This is a genomic window from Labilithrix sp. (assembly GCA_019637155.1).
In the GTDB taxonomy this organism is placed as follows: Bacteria; Myxococcota_A; Polyangia; order Polyangiales; family Polyangiaceae; genus Labilithrix.
Map to the genome: position 1 here is coordinate 20,449 of JAHBWE010000009.1, position 19,431 is coordinate 39,879.

At 71.9% G+C, this 19,431-nt stretch carries 23 protein-coding genes; 16 read left to right on the plus strand and 7 right to left on the minus strand.

All coding sequences use genetic code 11. The features are described 5' to 3' along the window. Positions 1-3 precede the first annotated feature (3 nt). The 7 genes from KF837_19790 to KF837_19820 all read left to right on the plus strand — a co-directional run bounded on the left by KF837_19790 (position 4) and on the right by KF837_19820 (position 5,829). A complete protein-coding gene (locus KF837_19790; GenBank protein MBX3229571.1) occupies positions 4-1,167 on the plus strand; it encodes a DUF3570 domain-containing protein in 1,164 nt (387 codons plus the stop codon). Beyond that, on the plus strand, positions 1,167-1,649 hold the full coding sequence (locus KF837_19795; protein ID MBX3229572.1) for a hypothetical protein: 483 nt from the start codon (positions 1,167-1,169) through the stop codon (positions 1,647-1,649). The genes KF837_19790 and KF837_19795 overlap by 1 nt, the downstream gene beginning before the upstream one ends. Next, on the plus strand, positions 1,646-2,146 hold the full coding sequence (locus KF837_19800; GenBank protein ID MBX3229573.1) for a hypothetical protein: 501 nt from the start codon (positions 1,646-1,648) through the stop codon (positions 2,144-2,146). The genes KF837_19795 and KF837_19800 overlap by 4 nt, the downstream gene beginning before the upstream one ends. A gap of 75 nt (positions 2,147-2,221) precedes the next feature. Beyond that, the gene (locus KF837_19805; protein MBX3229574.1) at positions 2,222-2,821 is read left to right on the plus strand and encodes an RNA polymerase sigma factor; all 600 of its coding nucleotides are present in this window, start codon (positions 2,222-2,224) and stop codon (positions 2,819-2,821) included. Continuing rightward, positions 2,818-3,939: a zf-HC2 domain-containing protein gene (locus tag KF837_19810; protein ID MBX3229575.1), complete on the plus strand. Its 1,122-nt coding sequence runs from the start codon at positions 2,818-2,820 to the stop codon at positions 3,937-3,939. Before KF837_19805 ends, KF837_19810 begins: the two co-directional genes overlap by 4 nt. Positions 3,940-4,087: 148 nt before the next feature. Beyond that, entirely contained in the window at positions 4,088-5,224 is a 1,137-nt protein-coding gene (locus tag KF837_19815; protein ID MBX3229576.1) for a hypothetical protein, read from the plus strand. Beyond that, positions 5,221-5,829 carry a hypothetical protein gene (locus tag KF837_19820; protein ID MBX3229577.1) on the plus strand — a complete coding sequence of 203 codons (609 nt, stop codon included), beginning with the start codon at positions 5,221-5,223 and terminating at the stop codon, positions 5,827-5,829. Before KF837_19815 ends, KF837_19820 begins: the two co-directional genes overlap by 4 nt. On the opposite strand, the gene KF837_19825 is transcribed toward KF837_19820, so the two are convergent. The 5 genes from KF837_19825 to KF837_19845 all read right to left on the minus strand — a co-directional run bounded on the left by KF837_19825 (position 5,826) and on the right by KF837_19845 (position 10,154). Further along, positions 5,826-7,025 carry a site-2 protease family protein gene (locus KF837_19825; GenBank protein ID MBX3229578.1) on the minus strand — a complete coding sequence of 400 codons (1,200 nt, stop codon included), beginning with the start codon at positions 7,023-7,025 and terminating at the stop codon, positions 5,826-5,828. The two genes, KF837_19820 and KF837_19825, sit on opposite strands and share 4 nt — an antisense overlap. Then, positions 7,022-7,531 carry a hypothetical protein gene (locus KF837_19830; protein MBX3229579.1) on the minus strand — a complete coding sequence of 170 codons (510 nt, stop codon included), beginning with the start codon at positions 7,529-7,531 and terminating at the stop codon, positions 7,022-7,024. The genes KF837_19825 and KF837_19830 overlap by 4 nt, the downstream gene beginning before the upstream one ends. 349 nt (positions 7,532-7,880) lie before the next feature. Then, a complete protein-coding gene (locus KF837_19835) occupies positions 7,881-8,117 on the minus strand; it encodes a hypothetical protein (GenBank protein MBX3229580.1) in 237 nt (78 codons plus the stop codon). Between the two features lie 6 nt (positions 8,118-8,123). After that, complete coding sequence (locus KF837_19840) at positions 8,124-8,948, minus strand: MBL fold metallo-hydrolase (protein MBX3229581.1); 825 nt, start codon at positions 8,946-8,948, stop codon at positions 8,124-8,126. 21 nt (positions 8,949-8,969) lie between these two features. Then, a complete protein-coding gene (locus tag KF837_19845) occupies positions 8,970-10,154 on the minus strand; it encodes an acetyl-CoA C-acyltransferase (GenBank protein MBX3229582.1) in 1,185 nt (394 codons plus the stop codon). Between the two features lie 82 nt (positions 10,155-10,236). Here KF837_19845 and KF837_19850 point away from each other — a divergent pair, with 82 nt between their 5' ends. The 4 genes from KF837_19850 to KF837_19865 all read left to right on the plus strand — a co-directional run bounded on the left by KF837_19850 (position 10,237) and on the right by KF837_19865 (position 13,346). Next, positions 10,237-10,731: a hypothetical protein gene (locus KF837_19850; protein MBX3229583.1), complete on the plus strand. Its 495-nt coding sequence runs from the start codon at positions 10,237-10,239 to the stop codon at positions 10,729-10,731. 16 nt (positions 10,732-10,747) lie between these two features. Then, entirely contained in the window at positions 10,748-11,074 is a 327-nt protein-coding gene (locus KF837_19855) for a hypothetical protein (protein MBX3229584.1), read from the plus strand. A gap of 204 nt (positions 11,075-11,278) precedes the next feature. After that, entirely contained in the window at positions 11,279-12,121 is an 843-nt protein-coding gene (locus KF837_19860; GenBank protein MBX3229585.1) for an RNA polymerase sigma factor, read from the plus strand. Beyond that, positions 12,111-13,346 (plus strand): FecR domain-containing protein, encoded by a 1,236-nt coding sequence (locus KF837_19865; protein ID MBX3229586.1) that lies wholly within the window; start codon positions 12,111-12,113, stop codon positions 13,344-13,346. The genes KF837_19860 and KF837_19865 overlap by 11 nt, the downstream gene beginning before the upstream one ends. 116 nt (positions 13,347-13,462) lie before the next feature. Here KF837_19865 and KF837_19870 read toward each other — a convergent pair whose 3' ends face one another. After that, the gene (locus KF837_19870; protein MBX3229587.1) at positions 13,463-13,780 is read right to left on the minus strand and encodes a PilZ domain-containing protein; all 318 of its coding nucleotides are present in this window, start codon (positions 13,778-13,780) and stop codon (positions 13,463-13,465) included. Between the two features lie 54 nt (positions 13,781-13,834). Here KF837_19870 and KF837_19875 point away from each other — a divergent pair, with 54 nt between their 5' ends. From KF837_19875 to KF837_19895, 5 genes are read left to right on the plus strand one after another with little or no spacing between them, the layout of a single operon-like run. Next, a complete protein-coding gene (locus tag KF837_19875) occupies positions 13,835-14,905 on the plus strand; it encodes a hypothetical protein (protein MBX3229588.1) in 1,071 nt (356 codons plus the stop codon). Positions 14,906-14,908: 3 nt separating this feature from the next. Then, positions 14,909-15,631 carry a response regulator transcription factor gene (locus KF837_19880; GenBank protein MBX3229589.1) on the plus strand — a complete coding sequence of 241 codons (723 nt, stop codon included), beginning with the start codon at positions 14,909-14,911 and terminating at the stop codon, positions 15,629-15,631. Further along, positions 15,628-17,007 carry a HAMP domain-containing protein gene (locus KF837_19885; GenBank protein MBX3229590.1) on the plus strand — a complete coding sequence of 460 codons (1,380 nt, stop codon included), beginning with the start codon at positions 15,628-15,630 and terminating at the stop codon, positions 17,005-17,007. Before KF837_19880 ends, KF837_19885 begins: the two co-directional genes overlap by 4 nt. After that, the gene (gene lepB, locus KF837_19890) at positions 17,004-17,636 is read left to right on the plus strand and encodes a signal peptidase I (protein MBX3229591.1); all 633 of its coding nucleotides are present in this window, start codon (positions 17,004-17,006) and stop codon (positions 17,634-17,636) included. Before KF837_19885 ends, lepB begins: the two co-directional genes overlap by 4 nt. 31 nt (positions 17,637-17,667) lie before the next feature. Next, the gene (locus tag KF837_19895; GenBank protein MBX3229592.1) at positions 17,668-18,765 is read left to right on the plus strand and encodes an FHA domain-containing protein; all 1,098 of its coding nucleotides are present in this window, start codon (positions 17,668-17,670) and stop codon (positions 18,763-18,765) included. A gap of 11 nt (positions 18,766-18,776) precedes the next feature. Here KF837_19895 and KF837_19900 read toward each other — a convergent pair whose 3' ends face one another. Then, positions 18,777-19,430 carry a MarR family transcriptional regulator gene (locus KF837_19900; protein MBX3229593.1) on the minus strand — a complete coding sequence of 218 codons (654 nt, stop codon included), beginning with the start codon at positions 19,428-19,430 and terminating at the stop codon, positions 18,777-18,779. Between the last annotated feature and the right edge of the window lies 1 nt (position 19,431).

Sequence of the window (19,431 nt, forward strand, 5' to 3'; positions counted from 1 at the left end):
GACATGCTCCGGCGCTTCGTCGTCTTCGCCACGCTCCTCGTGCTCGCCGCCGTAGCGGGGCCGGCGCACGCCGACGGCACGAGCGCGCGTATCGCGACGGAGGTCGCCGGCTACACCGACACCGTCGGCGTCTCGGTCTTCACGCCGAGCGTGAGCGGCGTCGTCGAGAACCCGCTCGCGGGCTGGGCGGCGAGCGGCCGCTACCTCGTCGACGTCGTCTCGGCCGCGTCGCCCGACATCGTGTCGACGGCGTCCCCGCGCTGGACCGAGGTCCGCAACGCGGGCAGCATCGGCGCGCGCTACAAACCGAGCTGGTGGGGCGTCGGCATCGGCGCGAGCACCTCGTACACGCCGGACTACCTCGCGCTCGGCGCGAACGTGCAGCTCACGCAGGAGCTCGACGACAAACACATCACGCTGGTCGAAGGCTACTCGTTCGGCCGCGACACGATCGGCCGCGCGGGCACGTCGTTCGACACGTTCTCGTACGACCTCACGACGCACGGCACGACCCTCGGCGCCTCGCGCATCATCAACGAGTCGACCGTGATCGGCATCTACGCCGACGGCATCTTCGAGCGCGGCAACCAGTCGAAGCCGTACCGCTACATCCCGATGTTCGCGCCGGAGATCGCGCCGATCATCCCGCGCGGCGCGACCGCGTTCTCGGTCGCGGACGCGCGCATCACCGCGAAGCCGATCGAGAACCTCCCGCGCGGTCGCGATCGCTTCGCGGTGACGGGGCGGCTCGGCTGGCGCACCGACCGCACGACGGTGCGCCTCGATCAGCGCCTCTACGGAGACAACTGGTCGCTCCTCGCCTCGACGACGGACTTCCGCTGGTTCGTCGACGTCGCGGAGCGCATCACGGTGTGGCCGCACCTCCGTGTCCACGTCCAGAGCGGCGTCGACTTCTGGCGCCGCGCGTACTCCGCGACCTCGCTCGCCGACATCCCGCTGTTCCGCACCGGCGACCGCGAGCTCGGGCCGCTCTCGAACTTCGGCGCCGGCGGCGGCGTTCGCTTCGCGCTCGGTCGATCGGGCGCGAAGGAGGACTTCGTCCTCGGCTTCAGCGCCGACGGGACGTGGACGAGCTTCACCGACGCGATCTACGTGAAGAACCGCTTCAGCGGCCTCGCCGCGACGACGGTGGAGGTGGGGTTCTGATGCGCCCTTCCATCCTCGCGCTCTCGGTCCTGCTCGCCGGCGCTTGTTACGATCCCGTCCACGCGGACGAGGTCGCCGCGCTCGGACCCGAGACGCCCGGCATCCCCGAAGGCCCCACCCATCGCGCGGGTCAGCGCTGCACGACGTGCCACGGCGGGCGCGGACCGAGCGACACGGAGTATTCGCTCGCCGGCACCGTCTCCCGCACGCGCGGCAAGCCGGAGCCGCTCGTCGACGGCACGGTGAGCTTCACCGACGCGGCGGGCAAGACGATCTCGGCGACGACGAACTCGGTCGGCAATTTCTGGATCACGAAGGACAGCTTCGATCCCGTGTTCCCGGTGCGGGTCACGCTCCAGGGCGAGGGCATCTTCCGCCGGATGACGACGAGCATCGGTCGCGACGGCGGCTGCGCGACCTGTCATCGCGCGGAGGGGAGCGATCCGCAGCACACCGGCCCCATCTTCTTGAGGCTCGAATGAAGCGCGCGCTCGCCCTCGCCATGTCGCTCGTCGCGCTCGCGTGCTCGAGCCCCGATCCGGAGGCGAAGGCGCCCGACCCCGGCGTCGCGCCGAGCGGCGCCGAGTTCTATCCCGTCGCGCTCGTCCTGGTCGATCGCTGCGGCTCGATCGACTGCCACGGCTCGAAGTACCGGAACATGCGCCTCTACGGCTTCGGCAGCCAGCGCTTCGATCCGCGGCATCGACCCGCGACGCCGGAGACGACGCAGCTCGAGGCCGATCAGAACTACAACGCCGTCGCCGCGCTCGAGCCTGACATCTTCCGGCGGGTGATCGCCGAAGGCGGCGCCGATCCCGAGCGGCTCACCTTCGTGCGGAAGAGCCGCGGGCGCGAGAACCACAAGGGCGGGACGCGCGTGACGCCGGGCGACGACGCGGATCGCTGCATCCAGTCGTGGCTCCAATCGAGCGTCGACGCCGACGCGTGCCGGCGCGCGGTGCCGCGGCTCAACCAGTGAGAATCGTTCGATATTCGAAATTCGTCCGGCGCGCGTGATCCGTTTTCGGCGAGGTCGCTACTCCATCGACGGCTCATGGAGGAACGCGCTTCGGACCTGCCGTCTCCGCTGGTCTTGCTCGCGCGAGAGGCGGCCGCCGGCGACAGCGCGGCGACGTCGAAGCTCCTCCGCGCGATCGCGCCGAAGCTCATCGCGGTGGTGAAGGCGATCCTCGGTGCGGGCCACGCCGACGTCGACGACGCCGTGCAGCAGACGCTCATCGGCTTCGTGCAGGGCTTGCCCGCGTTCCGCGGCGACTGCGATCCGACGGGGTACGGCCGCGTCATCGCGGTCCGCACCGCGGTCGCGATCCGAAAGCGCGCGCGCGCCCGGGACGCGAAGACGGATCCGGCGGCCGACGCCGACACGATGGCGGGGACCGCGTCGCCGCGCGAGGACACCTTCGCGCGGCGGCGGAAGGCGGCCCTCCGCGACCTCCTCGCCGAGCTCCCGCAGGAGCAGGGCGAGGCCATCGCGATGCGGGTGGTCCTCGGTTTCTCGCTCGAGGAGATCGCGAGCCAGAGCGGAGCACCGCTGAACACGGTCCGCTCGCGCTTGCGCCTCGCAAAAGAGCGCCTTCGTGCTCGGATAGAGAGCGATCCCGACCTCCGTGAGACACTGGAGGTGCAGCGATGAAGATCGTCGACCTGCATCCGGATGACCTCCTCGACAAGGAGGCGCGCGGCGAGCTCAGCGACGCGGAGCGCGAGCTCCTCGAGGCGCACCTCGCGCGCTGCGAGACGTGCCGCTTCGAGCGCGACGCCCGCGCCGACTTCGCCGACGAGCTCGGCGCCGAGGAAGAGGAGCTCTCCTCACAACGCCTCGTCGCCCTGATGGAAGGCGCACACGAAGCCGCAACACACGAGGCCGCAACGGCTTCGCGCGAGGGCGACGATGCACACCGCGAGGCCGCGACGGCTTCGCGCGAGGGGCGCGGCGCGGCGCATCGCGAGGGCGCGACCACCTCGCGTGAGGGGCGCGGCGGGGCGCATCGCGAGGGCGCGACGTGCGACGGAGAGGGGGTGGCGCGTGGGTCGATGCGGCCGGTGCGGACGCGGCGGGGGGTTCGCGTCGCGTTGCTTGCGGCGGCGGCGTTGTTTGTCGGGACGGCTGCGACTGCGGGAGCTGGCGGGCGCGTGTGGACGAGCGTGGCGTCGGTGCTCCATCTCACGTCGGACGAGCGCTCGCACGTGGCGCCGCCTCCGCCTCCTCCCGTCGTCGTGACGGCGACCGCGGCCGCGCCACCGGTCGCGACGGCGCCGCCGGTCGTGACGGCGCCGCCGGTCGTGATGGCGCCGCCGGTCGAGGAGCCGCCCGCGACGGTGACGACGGCGACCGCGACGGTGACGACGGCGGCGCATGCGAGCGCGGTGCCGAGCGAGTCCGCGGCGCTTCTCTTCGATGAGGCGAGCCGCGCGCGGAGCGCTGGCGACTACGGCCGCGCGATCGCGCTGCATCGCAAGCTCGAGGCGTCGTACCCCGCGAGCCGAGAGGCGCATGTCTCGTACGCGACGGTGGGGCGGCTCTTGCTCGATCGCGGAGACGCCGCGGGCGCGCTCGCGAGCTTCCAGGCCTACGACGCGCGCGGACCCGGCCCGATGGACGAGGCCGTGCTCGTCGGCACCGCGACCGCGCTCGAGCGCCTCGGCCGCGACGCGGAGGCCCGCGCGACGTGGGCGAAGCTGATCACGAGCTTCCCCGACACCCCGTACCGCGAGCACGCCGCCGCGCGCCTCGCACGCGAGGGGCGCTGAGCGCATCGCAGCCATGGCACGCGACCGAAGTGCCAAACCCCGCGCGCCCTTGCACCCAGCCAGCGTTCGCGACCGCGCCGTGGCTCCCGAACGCCGCGCGGCCCCACAGATGAGCGGTGCGACGGTCACGCACGAGCGCCACCGAGCGATGGGGCCGCGTGCAGCTCTGCGTCTTCTCCTTCGGCTCACGCTCTGCGGCGCGGCGATCGCGATCGCGCCGGTGGCGTCGGCGGACGGCGCGACACCGCGGCGGGTGGTGGCGGTGAAGATCGACGGAGCGTCGGAGGACGCGCGGCCGCTCGAGGCGACGATCCGCGAGCTGCTCGCGCGGCTCCAGCTCAACGTCACGACGCCGGACAAGGTGCCGCCCGCGTCGCTGCTCGAGTCCGTCACGATCGACCTGACCGGCACATACGGCGCGCGCGTCGTCGTGCGATCGGCGAACGGTACGACGGTGCTCGATCGAACCGTGCCGCGCGGCGACAGCCCCGCCATCCAGCGCGAGCAGATCGCCCACGCCGTGCGCGGCGCGGCGGAGGCAGAGCTCTTGATCGACGACGACCGCGTGGCAGGCCGCGCTCCGCCGGTGATCGAGCCGCTGCCCGCCTTCGAGCCCCGGCCGGCATCGGCGACGGAGGACGCAATGAGGGTGGAGGCGCCGCCCGCGAACGCCGACACGCCGCCCACGCCGCTGCTTCCGCGGCCGGCACGTGCGAGAGTGGCACGTGCGCTCGCGCTCGACGTGTCGACGTTCGCGGGCGGCGGCCTCTTCGCGCCAGACGCCTCCGTCGTCGCGCGCGTCGGCGGGGCGGCGGCGCTGTGGCTGCGCAAGGACGGCGTGCGCCCCGGCGTCTCCGTGCTCGCGCTCTACGCCTTCCCGTTCGAGACCGGCGACGACGTGGTGTCCGCGCGGACGAACGTGCTCTCGCTGCGCGTGTTGCCCTCCGTCGCTCTCGTGCACAATGCACGCTTCTCGCTGGAGGTCGAGGCCGGAGGCGGGCTCGACGTCGTCAGCGTCGACCCGACGTCGGCGGAGCTGCCGTCGTCGGCGCTCGGCGCGGCGACGACGCGCGCGAGCGGCGTGTTCTCGGGCGCGGTGACGGGGCGGCTCGGCCTCGCGTCGGACGTCGCGCTCACGCTCACCGCGATGCTCGACGTCGACCCGACCTCGCGCCGCTGGGTCTTCGACGATCGCGGGCTCTCGCGTGACGTCCTCGCGCCGTGGACGGCGCGGCCGATGCTGCTCGCGGGGCTCTCCTTCACCGCGATGGGGCCCGCGCGATGAGGGCGCTCTTCGTGTTCCTCGCGCTCGCCGCGCTCCTCGCGCTCGTGCCCGCGTGCGACGACGAGACGATCGTCCTCGCGAGCCTCCCCGCGCACGACGCGGGCGCGCGAAAGGGAAAGCCTCGCTGCTTCTCGAGCGCCGAGTGCCCCTCCGACGAGTACTGCAAATACGAGATGGGTCGCTGCGGCGCCCCGGCCGGAGAGTGCTGGCCGCGACCGACGTTCTGTCGCGACGACGGGTGGCCGGATCCGGTGTGCGGATGCACGAGCGGGATCTCGTACTTCGATGACTGCTACCGCCGTCAGGCCGGCGAGGAGGGCGCCGTCGCCGGCGAGTGCGAAGAGCCGCGCGCGTGCAACGACACGGATCGCCCGTGCCCGACCGGAGCGACGTGCGCGCTGCTCGGTGGCTACGGCTCCGTCGACTCGCCGACGTGCGGCGCGCCGGTGGGGCGCTGCTGGGGCGCGGTCCAGTGCCCGCCCTCCGCGGGGAAAGGGGAATACAGCGAGTGCTCCACCGCGGACGGCGCGCTCCGGTGCGTCGACGCGTGCACGGCGATGCAGACCGGCCGCCGCTTCACGAAAGATGCAAACTGCAAGCGTTAGAGGCTGAACGGCTCCGGCATGAAGAGGAGCGCGAAGAGCACGAGGCTGACGATCGCGACGATCTTGCGCGGGAGGTCGAGGCCCTCCGGCCCGGTCGGCGGGTGCACGAGGAGGTCGTGCGGGCGGAGCACGCCGCCCTTCACCTCCATCGCGATGAGGATGCCGAGGCCCGCGACGAAGCCGCCGAGGAGGAGGAGCGAAGGCTGCTGCCGTCCGATGCTCGCGAGGGTGACGAGGCCGAGCGTCGCGAAGATGCGCGTGCGCACGGTGAGGAGACCAAGGGCGCCTCCGCCTTCGTCACCTTGCGGCTCCGGCTCGGGACGTCGCGGGCGCGCGAGCGTACCCAAGATCCCGAGGACCTGGAACCAGACGAGCCAGAAGAGCGCGTTCGCGACGTGCTGGCTCAAGAGCGGCACCGTGAGCGCGCGGCCGGCCTGCACGTCGCGCATCACGTGCCCCGCGACGATGACGCCGAAGAACACGAGCATCGCGCGATGGACCGTGATCGCGTAGCGGTCCTGCTTCGGTCCGAAGAGCGCGTACGCGACGTGGCCGCCGTCGAGCTGTCCCACCGGCAGCAGGTTGATCATCGTCACGAACATCCCGCCCCACGCGCCGAAGGCGATCGGCGAATAGACGACGGTCATCCCTTCCGGCACCGGCGGCGCGAAGAAATGATCCAGGAAGCGGACCATCACCGACTCGCCGAGCTCCACCATCCCTTCGCCGTTCGCGGGGACGACCTCGGAGTGCGCGACGCCGTAGAGGTAGAGCGGGATCGCGAAGGCCATGCCCGCGAGCGGGCCAGACGCGCCGATGTCGAGGAGCGCGCGGCGCGTCGGGATGACGCCGCGCATGCGGATGACCGCGCCCATCGTCCCGAACGGCGAGAGGAGCGGCAGCGGGATGAAGAACGGCAGCGACGCGTCGACCTTGTGGATGCGCGCGGTCACGTAGTGCCCGAGCTCGTGCGCGACGAGGATCGTCATCACCGTCCCGACGAACTGCGCGCCGTGGAGCAGCGCCGCGCGCGTGATCATCGGATCATCCGGCTTCGACGGAAACGACACTACTCCCGTAACGAACACGCTCGCGACCGTCGCGAGGAACAGGACGAGGTTCAGCCGCCACGCCGGCCGCGCTTCACTCGAAGGCGCGGGCGGCGGCTCCGACGTCGTCAACGACGCGTCCCTCATGCGCGCGCCTCCGCCGCCATCGCGTCGCGGAGGACGGCGGTGAGGCGATCGAGCTGCGGGCGGAGCGTGCCGTCGATCTTGCCGAGGTCGGTGTGGACGACGAGGGAGCCGCGCCCGAGCTCGGTGCTCGGCTCCACCGTCGCGACGTGGGCGAGCTCGCGCAGGACTTCGCGGAGCGCGTCGACGTCGGCGGGGTTCGCCTCGATGCGGACCTGCCGCGAGCCGCGCGTCTCCGCGAGCGCCGCCGCCGCGAGCTCACCGATGCGCTTCGGATCGACCGCGAGCGCCTCGCCGACGAGCCGCTCCGCGAGCAGCACCGCGACGTCGATCGTGCGCGCGAGGTCGCGCTCCGCGCGTCGTTCGTCCGCGACGCGCAGCGCGAGCGCGCTCGCCGCGAGCTTCGCGATCTCCTCCTCGCGCGCGGCGGCCGCCGCCTCCTTCGCCGCAAAGGCAGCCCGCGCCTCCGCCCCCGCGACGATGCGCTCGGCCTCAGCGCGCGCATCCATCACCCCCCGCGCCACCCGCCGCCCAAACACAGGCCCCCGCACCCCGAGATGCCCAAACGCCGCGCCGACTTGGCCAGAGGCCGCGACGCCCAACCCGACCGCCGGACCGGCCGCGACGCCGGCTTGGCCCGAGGCCGCAACGCCCAACCCGCCCGCCGGACCGACCGTAACGGCGCTCGCGACGCCCAACCCGGCCGCGGGGCCGTCGCTGGCGATTGCGTGGCGGTGCGGGAGAGCGGCGCGGTCCAGTGTTGGCGCGTCTTCGCGCTTGATGATGCGGGCGCGGTGGAGGGTCATCGCGGCGCTCGGGGCGTCGAAGCGTGGACGTGGATGTCGCGCGGGGACGGGGTCATCGGAGCGTCATCTCATCGACGGCGACGAAGACGTCTCGCAGCGCTTGCGCGAGGGCGGTCGCGCGCGCGGGTCGCGTCCGCGCGCGGAGGCCGGCGACGAGCTCGTCGAGCGGGCTCGGGCGCGCGTGGATCATGCGCATCGTCTCGGGGGCGCTCTCCGGCAGCGCCGCGAGCGCGTCGTCGAGCGTCCCGCCGAGCGCTACGGTCGTCGCCACGAACGCACGTTGAAACATCGCCGGTCAGCCTACCACGCGGAACGCGCCATCCCGCTCCGCGCGCGCGACCTTGCCCTCGCGGAGCACCTTCTCGAGATGCGCGTCGATGCTGAGCTTGGCGATCGGCCAGACGGCGGGGGGGGCGTCGTCGTACGCGAGCGGCACGAGCTCGTCCGAGGTCGCCTCGCCCGCGCGCCCGAGCGCGCCGAGGATCTTCGCCTCGCGCATGAGCCGGTGGGAGATGTAGCGCTCGAACGTCGCGGTCGGGGCGTCGACCGGATCGCCGTGCGCCGGGAGCGCGACGAACGCGTCGAGCTTCGCGAGGCGCGCGAGCTGCTCGAGGTAGACCTGCATGTCGCCGTCCCCCGGCGCGACGAGGATCGTGCCGACGCTCGCGATCATGTCGCCCACGATCGCGTAGCGCGAGGCCGGATCGAAGAGGCACACGTGGCCGGGCGCGTGGCCCGGCGTGTGGAGCGCCTGCCAGCCGTCGATGACGGCGTCGCCGTCGTCGAGGTGGCGCGCGACCGGCACGTCGATGCGCGCGGCGGTGAGCGCGTGGGCCCAGATCGGGAGGCCGAGCTCCTTCGCGAGGAGGGCCGCGCCGCCGACGTGATCGGGGTGGTGATGCGTCGCGACGATCGCGACGAGGCGGCGGCCGGTCGACGCGAGCTCGCGCGCCCACGCGAGCCACTCGCGCTGCTCGTCTTCGTACGGCGTCGAAGGCTCGACGAGCACGACGTCCTGCCGGCCGATCGCATAGCTGTTCGTATGCGTGGCCGGCAGGAGCGTGGGCGTCCGCGCGGCGAAGAGCTCGACGCCTCGACCGAGATCGCGCGGACGCAACATGAGCGCGGCTCGAGCGAACGCTCAGACGCGCTCGACGACCATCGAGAGCGCTTCGCCGCCGCCGATGCAGATCGACGCGAGGCCGCGCTTCTCGTTCCGCTGCTGGAGCGCGTGGAGCATCGTCGTGAGGATGCGCGCGCCCGACGCGCCGATCGGGTGACCGAGCGCGACCGCGCCGCCGCGGACGTTGACCTTCGAGGGATCGAGCTTCGAGAGCTGCGCGCAGACCATCGCGACGACGGCGAACGCCTCGTTGATCTCGACGAGGTCGAGGTCCTTCGGCGCGAGGTTCAGCTTCGCGAGGACGGAGTCCATCGCCTTCGCCGGCGCGGTCGTGAACCACTCGGGCGCCTGCGCGGCCGAGCCCCAGCCCGCGATCTTCGCCACCGGCACGAGGCCGTGCTTCTTCACCGCCGCCTCGCTCGCGAGGACGAGCGCCGACGCGCCGTCGTTGATCGACGAGGCGTTCGCGGCCGTGATCGTGCCGTCTTTGCCGAACGCGGGGCGCAGCGAGGGGATCTTCGCGGGGTCGCCCTTCGCCGGACCTTCGTCGAGCTTCACGACGACCGGGTCGCCCTTCTTCTGCGCGATCGAGACCGGCGCGATCTCCGCGTCGAACTGGCCTTCCTTCTGCGCGGCGAGCGCCTTGCGGAAGCTGCCGATCGCCCACTCGTCCTGCTGCTCGCGCGTGATCTTGTGCTCCGCCGCGCACTTGTCGCCGCACGTGCCCATGTGGACGTTCGCGTACGGATCCCAGAGTCCGTCGTGGATCATCCCGTCGATGAGCGTGCCGTTGCCCATGCGGTAACCGGAGCGCGCCTTCTCGAGGTAGTAGGGCGCGTTCGACATCGACTCCATGCCGCCCGCGACGACGACATCGTTGTCGCCGACCATGATGGAGCGAGCGCCCTGGATGACGGCCTCCATGCCGGAGCCACAGACCTTGCCGATCGTGACGGCGGGCACGTTGTCGGGGATGCTCGCGGCGCGCATCGCCTGCCGCGCGGGGGCCTGCCCGATGCCGGCGGAGAGCACGTTGCCCATGAAGACCTGACCGACGAGCTCGGGCGCGACCTTCGCGCGCTCGAGCGCGGCCTTGATCGCGACCGCGCCGAGCTCGGGCGCTTTCAGCGACGAGAGCGCGCCGAGGTAAGCGCCGATGGGGGTACGCGTGGCCGAGACGATGTAGACGGGGGGCTGAGACATGGGTGGCCTTATAGCGCTTTCTCCCGCGGCGAAAAGTGGAGGAGCGGGCACAATCACGGAAGGTCGACTAGAGTTCACTTCGATGCTCGTGCGGCGGCTCGCGTGGCTCGCGGTGATCCCGGCGATCACGCTCGCGGTCGCGACGTGCGACGACGCGACGACCGCGAGCGACGGCCCGCCCGACAGCGGGACCAACCCCGGCGTCCTCGATCAGGGCAAGTGCCCCGACGCCGCGCCCCTCCCCGGCGCGACCTGCTCCGTGCCCGAAGGCACGACGTGCCGCTTCGACGAGTGCAGCCTCTCGATCGCGCAGTGCACGCGCGGGACCTGGCGCTTCGGCGCGCGGCCGCCGTCGGTCTTGTGCCCGACGCGCTTCCCCACGCCGGGCGAGGCGTGCCCGGCGTGCTTCTCGGCCGAGGCGGAGTGCGTCTACGGCAGCCTCGACTGCAGCGCGCCGGACGCCTCGGTCAACCGGAGCCGCGCGCGCTGTCCGAGCGGGACCTGGGAGGTCACGACGGAGCCGTGCGCGGACGCCGGATCGGATGTTCAGGGTGACGCGGCGCCCGACTCCGACTAAAGACGTCCGTCCCGCCATGGCCGAAGCATCGAAGCTCAAGAACTTCCTCGACGAGAACAAGCTCAACGCGAAGCGCCTGCTCGCCGTCTCCCACAAGCTCGAGCAGCACACGCGCGCCGATCGCGCGCTGAAGGTCGCGCGCCGCGCGAACCGCAAGGAGGGCGCCGAGAAGAAGGAGGTCGCGAAGCCGAAGTCCGGCCGCGCCGTCACCGATCGCGCGCTCGGCGCCGCCCTCACCGGCGGCCCGCTCAGCGGCCCGACGAAGCAGCGCATCCTCCGCGCCGTCAACTACCTCCTCGAGCAGAAGAAGAAGGACAAGGTCGACCTCAAGACCTTGTTCTAATCGCGACCGACCGTTGTCGGTCGCGGCGCGTCTATGTACGGTTCGAGGATGGGGTCGAAGAAGAAGGCCGCGGCGCGCACGCGCGCGTCGTCCGCCGCGGCGAAGAACTCCTAGGATCGCCTCGTAAACGCGGGCAGCGAGGGTGGGGCGTGAAGCGATGCGTTTGCGCTACGCCCCCGGCTGGGTGACTGGTCAAGAGCGGCTGTGCGTGCGACGGTTCACGAAGTCGTGGGCGTCGAAGAGCACAACCCCGAGGAGCGCGGTGAGGGCGAGGAGGGCCATGCCGCGAGCCAACAACGTCGCGCGGCGTCGGGCCAAGTTTCTGTCGCCGAAACCCACGACGTGAATGGTGCGGAGGACGCGGGCAACGGAGGAGAGGTGACCGCGGTCGCGTCCACGGCGGGGATCTTCCCGGCGATTTCGACGAAGCCCACCCGCTCCCACACGGTGCTCGACGAGGACCTGCTGCGGCGCGCCGGGCAGGGCGACGCCGTCGCGTTCCGCGAGGTGTTCCTGCGCCACCGCGGCGACGTCGCGCGCCTCGTCTACCGCATGCTCAGCGCCCCCGCCGATCTCGAAGACGTCGTGCAAGAGGTCTTCGTCCAGGTCTTCCGCAGCCTGAAGGACTTCCGCGGTCAGTCGAAGTTCTCGACCTGGCTCCATCGCGTCACCGTCAACGTCGTCCTCATGCATCGGCGCTCGGCGAAGAGCCGCCCCGTCCTCACCGGCGAGACGCCGACCGAGGAGGTCGTCGCCGACGAGCGCGCGGCGCGGCCCGACGAAGAGGCGGAGCGGAGCGAACGGATGCGCGCGTTCCAGCGCCTGCTCGCGCGCCTCGCCGACAAGAAGCGCGTCGTCTTCGTTCTTCACGAGCTCGAAGGTCTCTCCCCCGCGGAGATCTCCGAGATCGTCGCAGCACCCGTCCTTACCGTACGTACGCGCCTCTTCTACGCGCGTCGCGAGCTCGAGGAGATGCTCGCGGACGAGCCGGCCCTCGCCGGACTCGATGAAAGCATCGGAAAAGGCGGAACCGGCGATGAAGGGTAAAAAGCTCGATGCGCTGATCGCAGAAGCGAAGGCCGAACGCGAGCCCTCGGCGGTGCGCGATCTCGACTGGGACGCGATCGAAGCGCGCGTGACGAGGCGAATCGAAGACGAGCCGCACGCGGCGACGGAGCCTCGCGCGGCGATGGATCCGCTCGCGCGCGATCGCACGCGGCGGAACCTCGTGCGCGGCGCGACCCTCGCGCTCGCGATCGCCGCGACGGCGATCATCTACGTCCGCCGGCAAGCGGCCGAGCACCCCGGCGCGACGGGCCCCGCGGTCGCGACGACGGAGACGCCGGCGCTCGCCGCGCTCGAAGCGTCCTCGTTCACCGGCGGCGAGCTGCACGTCGGCGGCGCGCTCGCGCAGCCGGGCTTCACGATCCACGAAGGCGACGCGCTCTCGGTCGCGAAGGGACGCGCGAGCCTCGAGCGCGCGGGCGCCGTGTCGTGGCTGATCGAGCCGGACGACGACGGCGTCGCCGCGCGCGCGCGCGTCACGTCCGCGGGCAAGCCGCTCGTCTTGAGCCTCGAGCACGGCGCGATCGAGGCGCAGGTCACGCCGGTGAAGGAGGGCGAGGCCTTCGCCGTCGACGTCGCGACGCTCAGCGGCGTCGTCCGCATCGCGGTGCACGGCACGCACCTCCGCGTCGCGCGCGCGGGCGATCGCGTCGTCGTCGATCTCACGGAGGGCGTCATCGCGATCGGCGTCGCGCCGAAGCACGGCATGACGACCGGCACGAGCGTGACCGCGCCCGCGCACGTCGAGCTCGACGCGCGCGACCTCGCGACGCTGCGCATCGACGACGCGCCCGCCGTCGTGCGCGCCCCCATTCCGCTCGGCGAGCCGGCGACGGCCGCGGCCGCGAGCGCCGCCGCGCCGCACGCGTCCGTCGCCGCCGCCGCGCCCGCGACGCCGCCGAAGCCGTCCGCGAAGGTCGACGCGCCGAAGCCGCCGGCGAAGGTCCCCGCCCGCGACGCGATCATCGCCGCGGTTCGCCAGTGCGCGGGGAGCCACGCGAAGTCGTCCGGCGCCGTGCGCGTCACGGTGACGAGCGAGCTCACCCTCACGCTCGCGCCGACGGGCGAGGTGAAGCTCGCGAAGTTCAGCCCGCCGCTCCCGCCCGAGGTCCAGACCTGCGCCGCCGCCACGATCTACAAGACCCGCGTCGACGAGCACACCGCCGCGAGCGGCACCCTCTCGGTCCCCCTCGAGTTCTCCTACTGAGCTTTCTTGTTCGAGAGGGCTCTGCCCTCTCGAGCTCTCCCGCTGGGGCCCCTCCGCACGCACTGCGTGCGTGCTCCGGCCGCCCCAGACCCCCGAGAGGGGCAGCGGGGCGACTATTATCCGCCGCTCTTTGAGAGCTCGGTGATCGCGTGGGTTTCTAGCGCGCCGAGGAGGCCGAATTGGACGCCCATGCCGCCGTTTTTTACCCAGCGGACGACGCCGGGGAGGTCGAAGTCCTGCTCGCCGCCCGTCGGCGTGCGGAGGCGGACGCGCACCACGACGTCGGCGCCGAAGGTCGCGGTCTCGTCGGTCTCGATGAACATCCCACCGATGGAGATGTCCTTGCCGATCCCCTGACCGTGCCCGTTCGCGCCTTTGATCGCGAACAGCACCGGCAAATCGATCGACGCACGCGCGTGGCGACGCTTCTCCATCCTGGCGGAGGCTCCATCCTCGGTGATGCCTCACGATGCTATCCTCGGCAGGCGGTGGAAGCCAAAGAAACAGGGGAAGCTGCCGAGGACGAAGCGGCGGAGAAGCAGGAAGAGCAGGAAGAGCAGGAGAAGCCGCTCCCGCCGAAGGTCGAGCTCGCGCTCGCGAAGGCGCGGGAGGCGGTCAAGGCCGACCACGCGCGGAAGTCCGGGCGATGGCTCGCCGCGATCCCGCTCGGCATCGCCTTCGTCCTCCTCTCGTTGATGATGCCGCGGTCGACGCGGCCCGACGGCATCCCCCTGCCGCGCGTCGATCGCCGCGTGACCGCCGCGATCGCGAAGGCCGACGACGCGCTCGCGAACGAGGCGGAGGAGACACGGCTCCCCGGCGACGTCCTCGAGATCGGCACCGCCGTGCGCGACCTCAACGCCGGAGAGGCCGGCGACGACGCGGAGGCGACGACGCTCGCGCGGCTGAAGCTCGAGAAGCTCGTCACCTCCGTCGTGCGGCGGAAAGACTCGGAGCGTGACCTCCTCGCGCTCCGCGCGCTCCAGACGCGCTCGTTCCTCCGCGCAGTGGAGGAGTGGGAGGCCGGCGCCGAGCCGAAGGACTTCCTCGCCGCCGGCGGCGGCTTCGTGCAGCGCGCGGAGCAGGCGGGCTGGGTGAAGGACCGCCGCGTCATGCTCGACGAGACGCAGCGGCGCGTCGCGTTCAAGACGGTCTGGAACGCGGTCACGCACCTCGACACGAAGGCGTTCGCGCTCACGCTCGACGAGGAGCGCGCGCTCTATGCATTCTACATCCAACATCCTCGCGTCCCCGAGAACGCGCGCGAGATCGTGGCGGGGCGCCTCCGCGACGCGAAGACGCCGGAGGCGTGCGCCCGCGCGCGCGCGGAGACGCGGCGGCAGGAGGAGGCCTGGCGGACCGAGAAGATCAAGCGCCTCGGCATGATCGATCCGAGCTACCCGACCGACTACGCGCTCGGCATCTCCTACTTCCAGGGCGGGCGCTCCGACCTCGCGGTCGAGGCCTTCGGCAACTTCCTCCAGGCTCATCCCGACGGCGCCTACGCCGCCCGCGCGAAGAACCACATGAAGGCCGCCCTCGTCGGCGTCGAGCCGTGACCGATGACGATCAAGGCGCTGCTCGTCGACGACGATCGTGACCTCGCGCGTCTCCTCGACGAATACCTCGGGACGCACGACGTGAAGCTCACCCACGTCGAGGACGGCGCGGCCGGGCTCGCGCGGCTCGGGAGCGAGGCCTTCGACGTCGTCCTCCTCGACGTCATGCTCCCGGGTCAGGACGGCTTCGAGATCTGCAAGCAGATCCGCGCCTCCGGCTCCGAGGTCCCCGTCGTCATGCTGACCGCGCGCGGCGACGACGCCGACCGCATCGTCGGCCTCGAGCTCGGCGCCGACGACTACGTCCCGAAGCCGTTCAACCCGCGCGAGCTCCTCGCCCGCATGCGCGCCGTGCTCCGCCGCGCGAAGCCGGCGAGCGTCGCCCAGCCCGCGGCGAAGATCGTGATCGGCCCGATCGAGATCGACGCCGCCGCGCGCACCGTCACCCGGAACGGCGCGGAGGTGCAGCTCACGTCGTACGAGTTCCGGATCCTCGTCGAGCTCGCGAAGAAGAACGGCGAGACGATCGCGCGCGAGGAGCTCGCCGCGGCGGTGCGCGATCCCTCCGGCAAGGGCAAGGCCGGCGCGGCCTACGATCCGAGCGTCGATCGCTCCCTCGACGTGCACGTGAGCCGCCTGCGGCAGAAGCTCGAGGACGATCCGAAGGAGCCGCGCTACATCAAGACCGTGCGCGGCATCGGCTACGTCCTCGCGAGACCGTCGTGAGAGGACGCGCCCGCAGCCTCCAGGCGCGCCTCCTCTTGTGGTTCATCGGCGCGATCCTCCTCGCGCTCGGCGCGACCGCGATCACGACGTGGATCACCAGCAGCGACAACGACTATCCCTCCCGCGTCGTCACCCGCCACGTCCAGCAGCGCGTCGCGCGGCTCTGGGACGATCCCGTCGCGACGGACCGCTACATCGCGGAGCTGCGCGAGGACACCGGGCTCGACGTCCGCGTCCGCCGCGACGCGAGCATGTTCGGCGGGCAAGGCCGGATGCGCCCCGGCGGCATGATCTTCGAGGGCGACGTCGCGTACGTGCCGGTGCAGCGGCGCGGCGAGACAGTGGGCGCGCTCGAGATCCGGACCGGGACCCCGCCGCCGCGGCCTTGGCGCGTCGGCGTCGCGCTCGTCGTCGCGCTCCTCGCGCTCTCGCTCGGCGCGCGCCGCGTCGCGATGCGCCTCGCGAAGCCGCTCGAGCACGTCGCCGCCACCGCGGAGCGCTTCGGCGCGGGCGATCTCGACGCGCGCACCGGCGTCGACAAGCTCTCGCGCCGCTGGGTCGCCGACGAGGTCCGCGACCTCGGGCGCTCCTTCGACGGAATGGCGGACCGCATCTCCCGCGTCGTCGTCGAGCAGCGCGAGCTCCTCGCCGCGATCAGCCACGAGCTCCGCTCGCCGCTCGGCCGCGCGCGCGTCGCGCTCGAGATCGCGCGCGAGCGCTCGCCCGATCGGGCGCTCACCGACTCGAAGGTCGGGGATGCGCTCGTGCTACAAGCACGAGCGCTCGACGACGTGGAGAAGCAGCTCGGCGAGGTCGACGTCATCCTCGGCGATCTGCTCGCGTCCGCGCGCGCGGGGCTCGCGGACCTCCGTCGCCAGCGCATCGACGTGCCGGCGTGGGTGCGCGAGCGCGCGAAGACGGAGACGACGGGGCCGGTCGAGGTCGTGCTCGAGAAGAAGAGCGCCGCGGCGGAGATCGATCCCGCGCTCCTCGGCCGCGCGCTCCACAACCTCCTCGCGAACGCGTGGGCGCACGGTCATCCGAAGGCAGAGCCGCTCGTCGTCACCGTGCGCGCGGCGGAGGACGGGTTCGTGCGCGTGGAGGTGCGCGATCGCGGCCCCGGCTTCGCGGCGGAGATCCTCCCCCGCGCGTTCGATCCGTTCGTGACCGGGACCGGCGCGGCGCGATCGCCGGGCGCCCACGGCATCGGCCTCGGCCTCTCGCTCGTCCGGCGCATCGTCGAAGCGCACGGCGGCCGCGTCTTCGCCGCGAACGTCGATGAAGTCGATGAAGGAGAAGCGACCGGCGCGGTCGTCGGCTTCGAGCTGCCGCCAATTTCTGCGCCGAAGGCCGCGGCTGATAAGCTCGCCTCGTGAGGGCGATCACGCGATGGCTCGTCTGGTGTGGAGGCATCGGCGGTGCGATCTGCCTCCTCCTCTACTTGCTCGTCTTCGACGTTTGGCTCTTCGATCCCGGCAACGACGCGCAGCTCGCCGCGTCGGCGGTCCCCGCGCTCAAGCCGGGCGACAAGGTCCTGCTCCGGCGCGGGTCGACGCCCGGCTTCGGCGAGCTCGTGCGCTGCGAGCACCCGGACTCGCCCGGGACGTGGGTCGTGGGCCGCATCTTCGGGGTGCGCGGCGACCGCGTCGAGGTGTCGGACGGCACGATCCAGACGAACGGCAAAGGGCTCAGCGCCGCGCACGGCTGCCCGCAGCAGGTCGTGCCGCACCCGGTCACGCAGAACCTCGTCACGCTGAGCTGCGGCGTGGTCGAGACCGGCGCGTGGTCCTTCGAGTACCTCAACGCGCCGGAGCACATGAGCGGCGGGACCCACTCGGCGCTGGTGGAGGCGGGCAAGGTGTACCTCGTCAGCGACAACCGGTTCATGCACCAGGACTCGCGGGACTTCGGGCAGGTCGACGAAACGACGTGCCGGCACGTCGTTTTTCGCCTTTGGGGCGAGAGCTACACCGATTCTTCGCGGCGTTTCACGGTCCTCTGGTGAGGCGCAAGCTGTAGTAAGCTCGGGACGCTCGATGGAAGCCGAGATCGGCATCGTTTGCGGGCGCTGCGAGTCGTACGCGACGCTCGGGACCGCGACTTGCTCGTCGTGCGGGAACGTCCTCGCTTTGGCGAGCGCGGACGATCCCGTGCTCTCCGCGAGCAGCAAGGCCCCCGCGACGACGCGCGAGACCGGCGACTTCGGGCTCGCGCCGTCGAACGGCGCGATGCCTGCGGTGCCCGCCGCGTCTGCCGAGGGCCCGCGGGTGACGTTGACGAACGAGAGCCCGGCGCCTCCGTCCGCACGCTCGGGAGCGCTGAGACAGACGAAGAAATCGATCGAGGAGCTCATGGATCAAGCGAAGAACTTCGTGTGCCGTTCCTGCTCCACCCCGGTACCGCTGGGCCACAAGTTCTGCGGCCGATGCGGCGCCGCGGTCCCGCCCGAGATCATGAGCGTGCGGACCCAGTTCTTCGGCCAGCTCCAGGCGCCGGGGAAGGCGAAGCTCATCCTCATTCGCGGCGAGGGGGTCGAGGGGCTCAGCTACCAGCTCAACGCGGAGCAGCACGTGGTCGGGCGCGCGGGGCAGCTCGTCTTCCCGGACGATCCGTTCGTGTCCCCTCGCCACGCGAACTTCTTCTACCGCAACAACACGCTCTGCGTCCGCGACGAGGGGTCCACCAACGGCGTGTTCCTCCGCGTGCGCGGCACGATCGAGGTCACGGCCGACGACTACTTCCTCGCCGGCGAGCAGGTGTTCCGCTTCAACCCGCCCCCGCCGCCGGACGATCAACCGGGCCCGGACGGCACCTACTTCTATTCGTCGCCGAAGCAGCAGGCGCTCTTCCGCATCACGCAGATCCTCCAGGGCGGACCGGAGGGCATGGTCGTCTGCGCGCGGCAGCCGACGCTCCAGATCGGGCGCGAAGGTGGGGACCTCAACTTCCCGACCGACCTCTACATGAGCGGCTCGCACTGCAAGATCGAGGAGGCGGGCGGCGTCTTCAAGCTGACCGATCTCGGCTCGCGCAACGGCACGTACATCCGTCTCCGGACGGAGCGCGAGCTCTCGCACGGGGACTACCTGTTCATCGGACGCAAGCTCCTGCGCGTCGAGATCACGGCGGCCTGATCTCCGTCCGATTACGAGCTCGCCGCCCTCCGCGGGGGGCGCTTCGCGGTGGTGGCGAGCGCCATGAGGAGGCTCTGCGGGAGCTCGTCGAGGAGCTCCTCGAGATCGATGGGCCCGTCGCCGAAGGGCACGAGCTCGAACGCGGTCGCGAAGCGCTCGTACTTACGGAGGAGCGCGCCGAGCTTGCCGCGGAGCGCGTCCGCCTCGCGCCCGCGCGCGTCGCCGAGCATGTCGAGCGCGCGCGTGCAGAGCCCGACCTTGTCGGCGACGACGCGGCGGAGGCGCGCGAGGTACGCGCCGACGACGACGTCGGGGTACTTCCCGCGCAGCGCGAACGCGTCGGAGCGCGCGCCGGTGACGCGGCGACGCTCGACGATGCCCGCCGCCTCGAGCGCGCGGAGGTTCGCGAACACGTTGCTCTTCGAGCGGCCGAGCTCCTCGGAGAGGTCATCCATCGAGCGCGCGTCGTCGGCGAGGTAGAGCGCTGCGACGATCTGCCCGCCGAGGCGCGTGATGCCGGGGAAGCTCGCCGCGACCTCGCGCCCGACCCCCTCGAGCACCGCGGCGCGCGCCGACGCGACGGGATCTCTCGCCCCCTCCCCCGCCCCGCTCGCCGCAGCCGCGCCACCCCGTCCACTTCGGTTCTTCGCGGAAGGCTTCGGCATG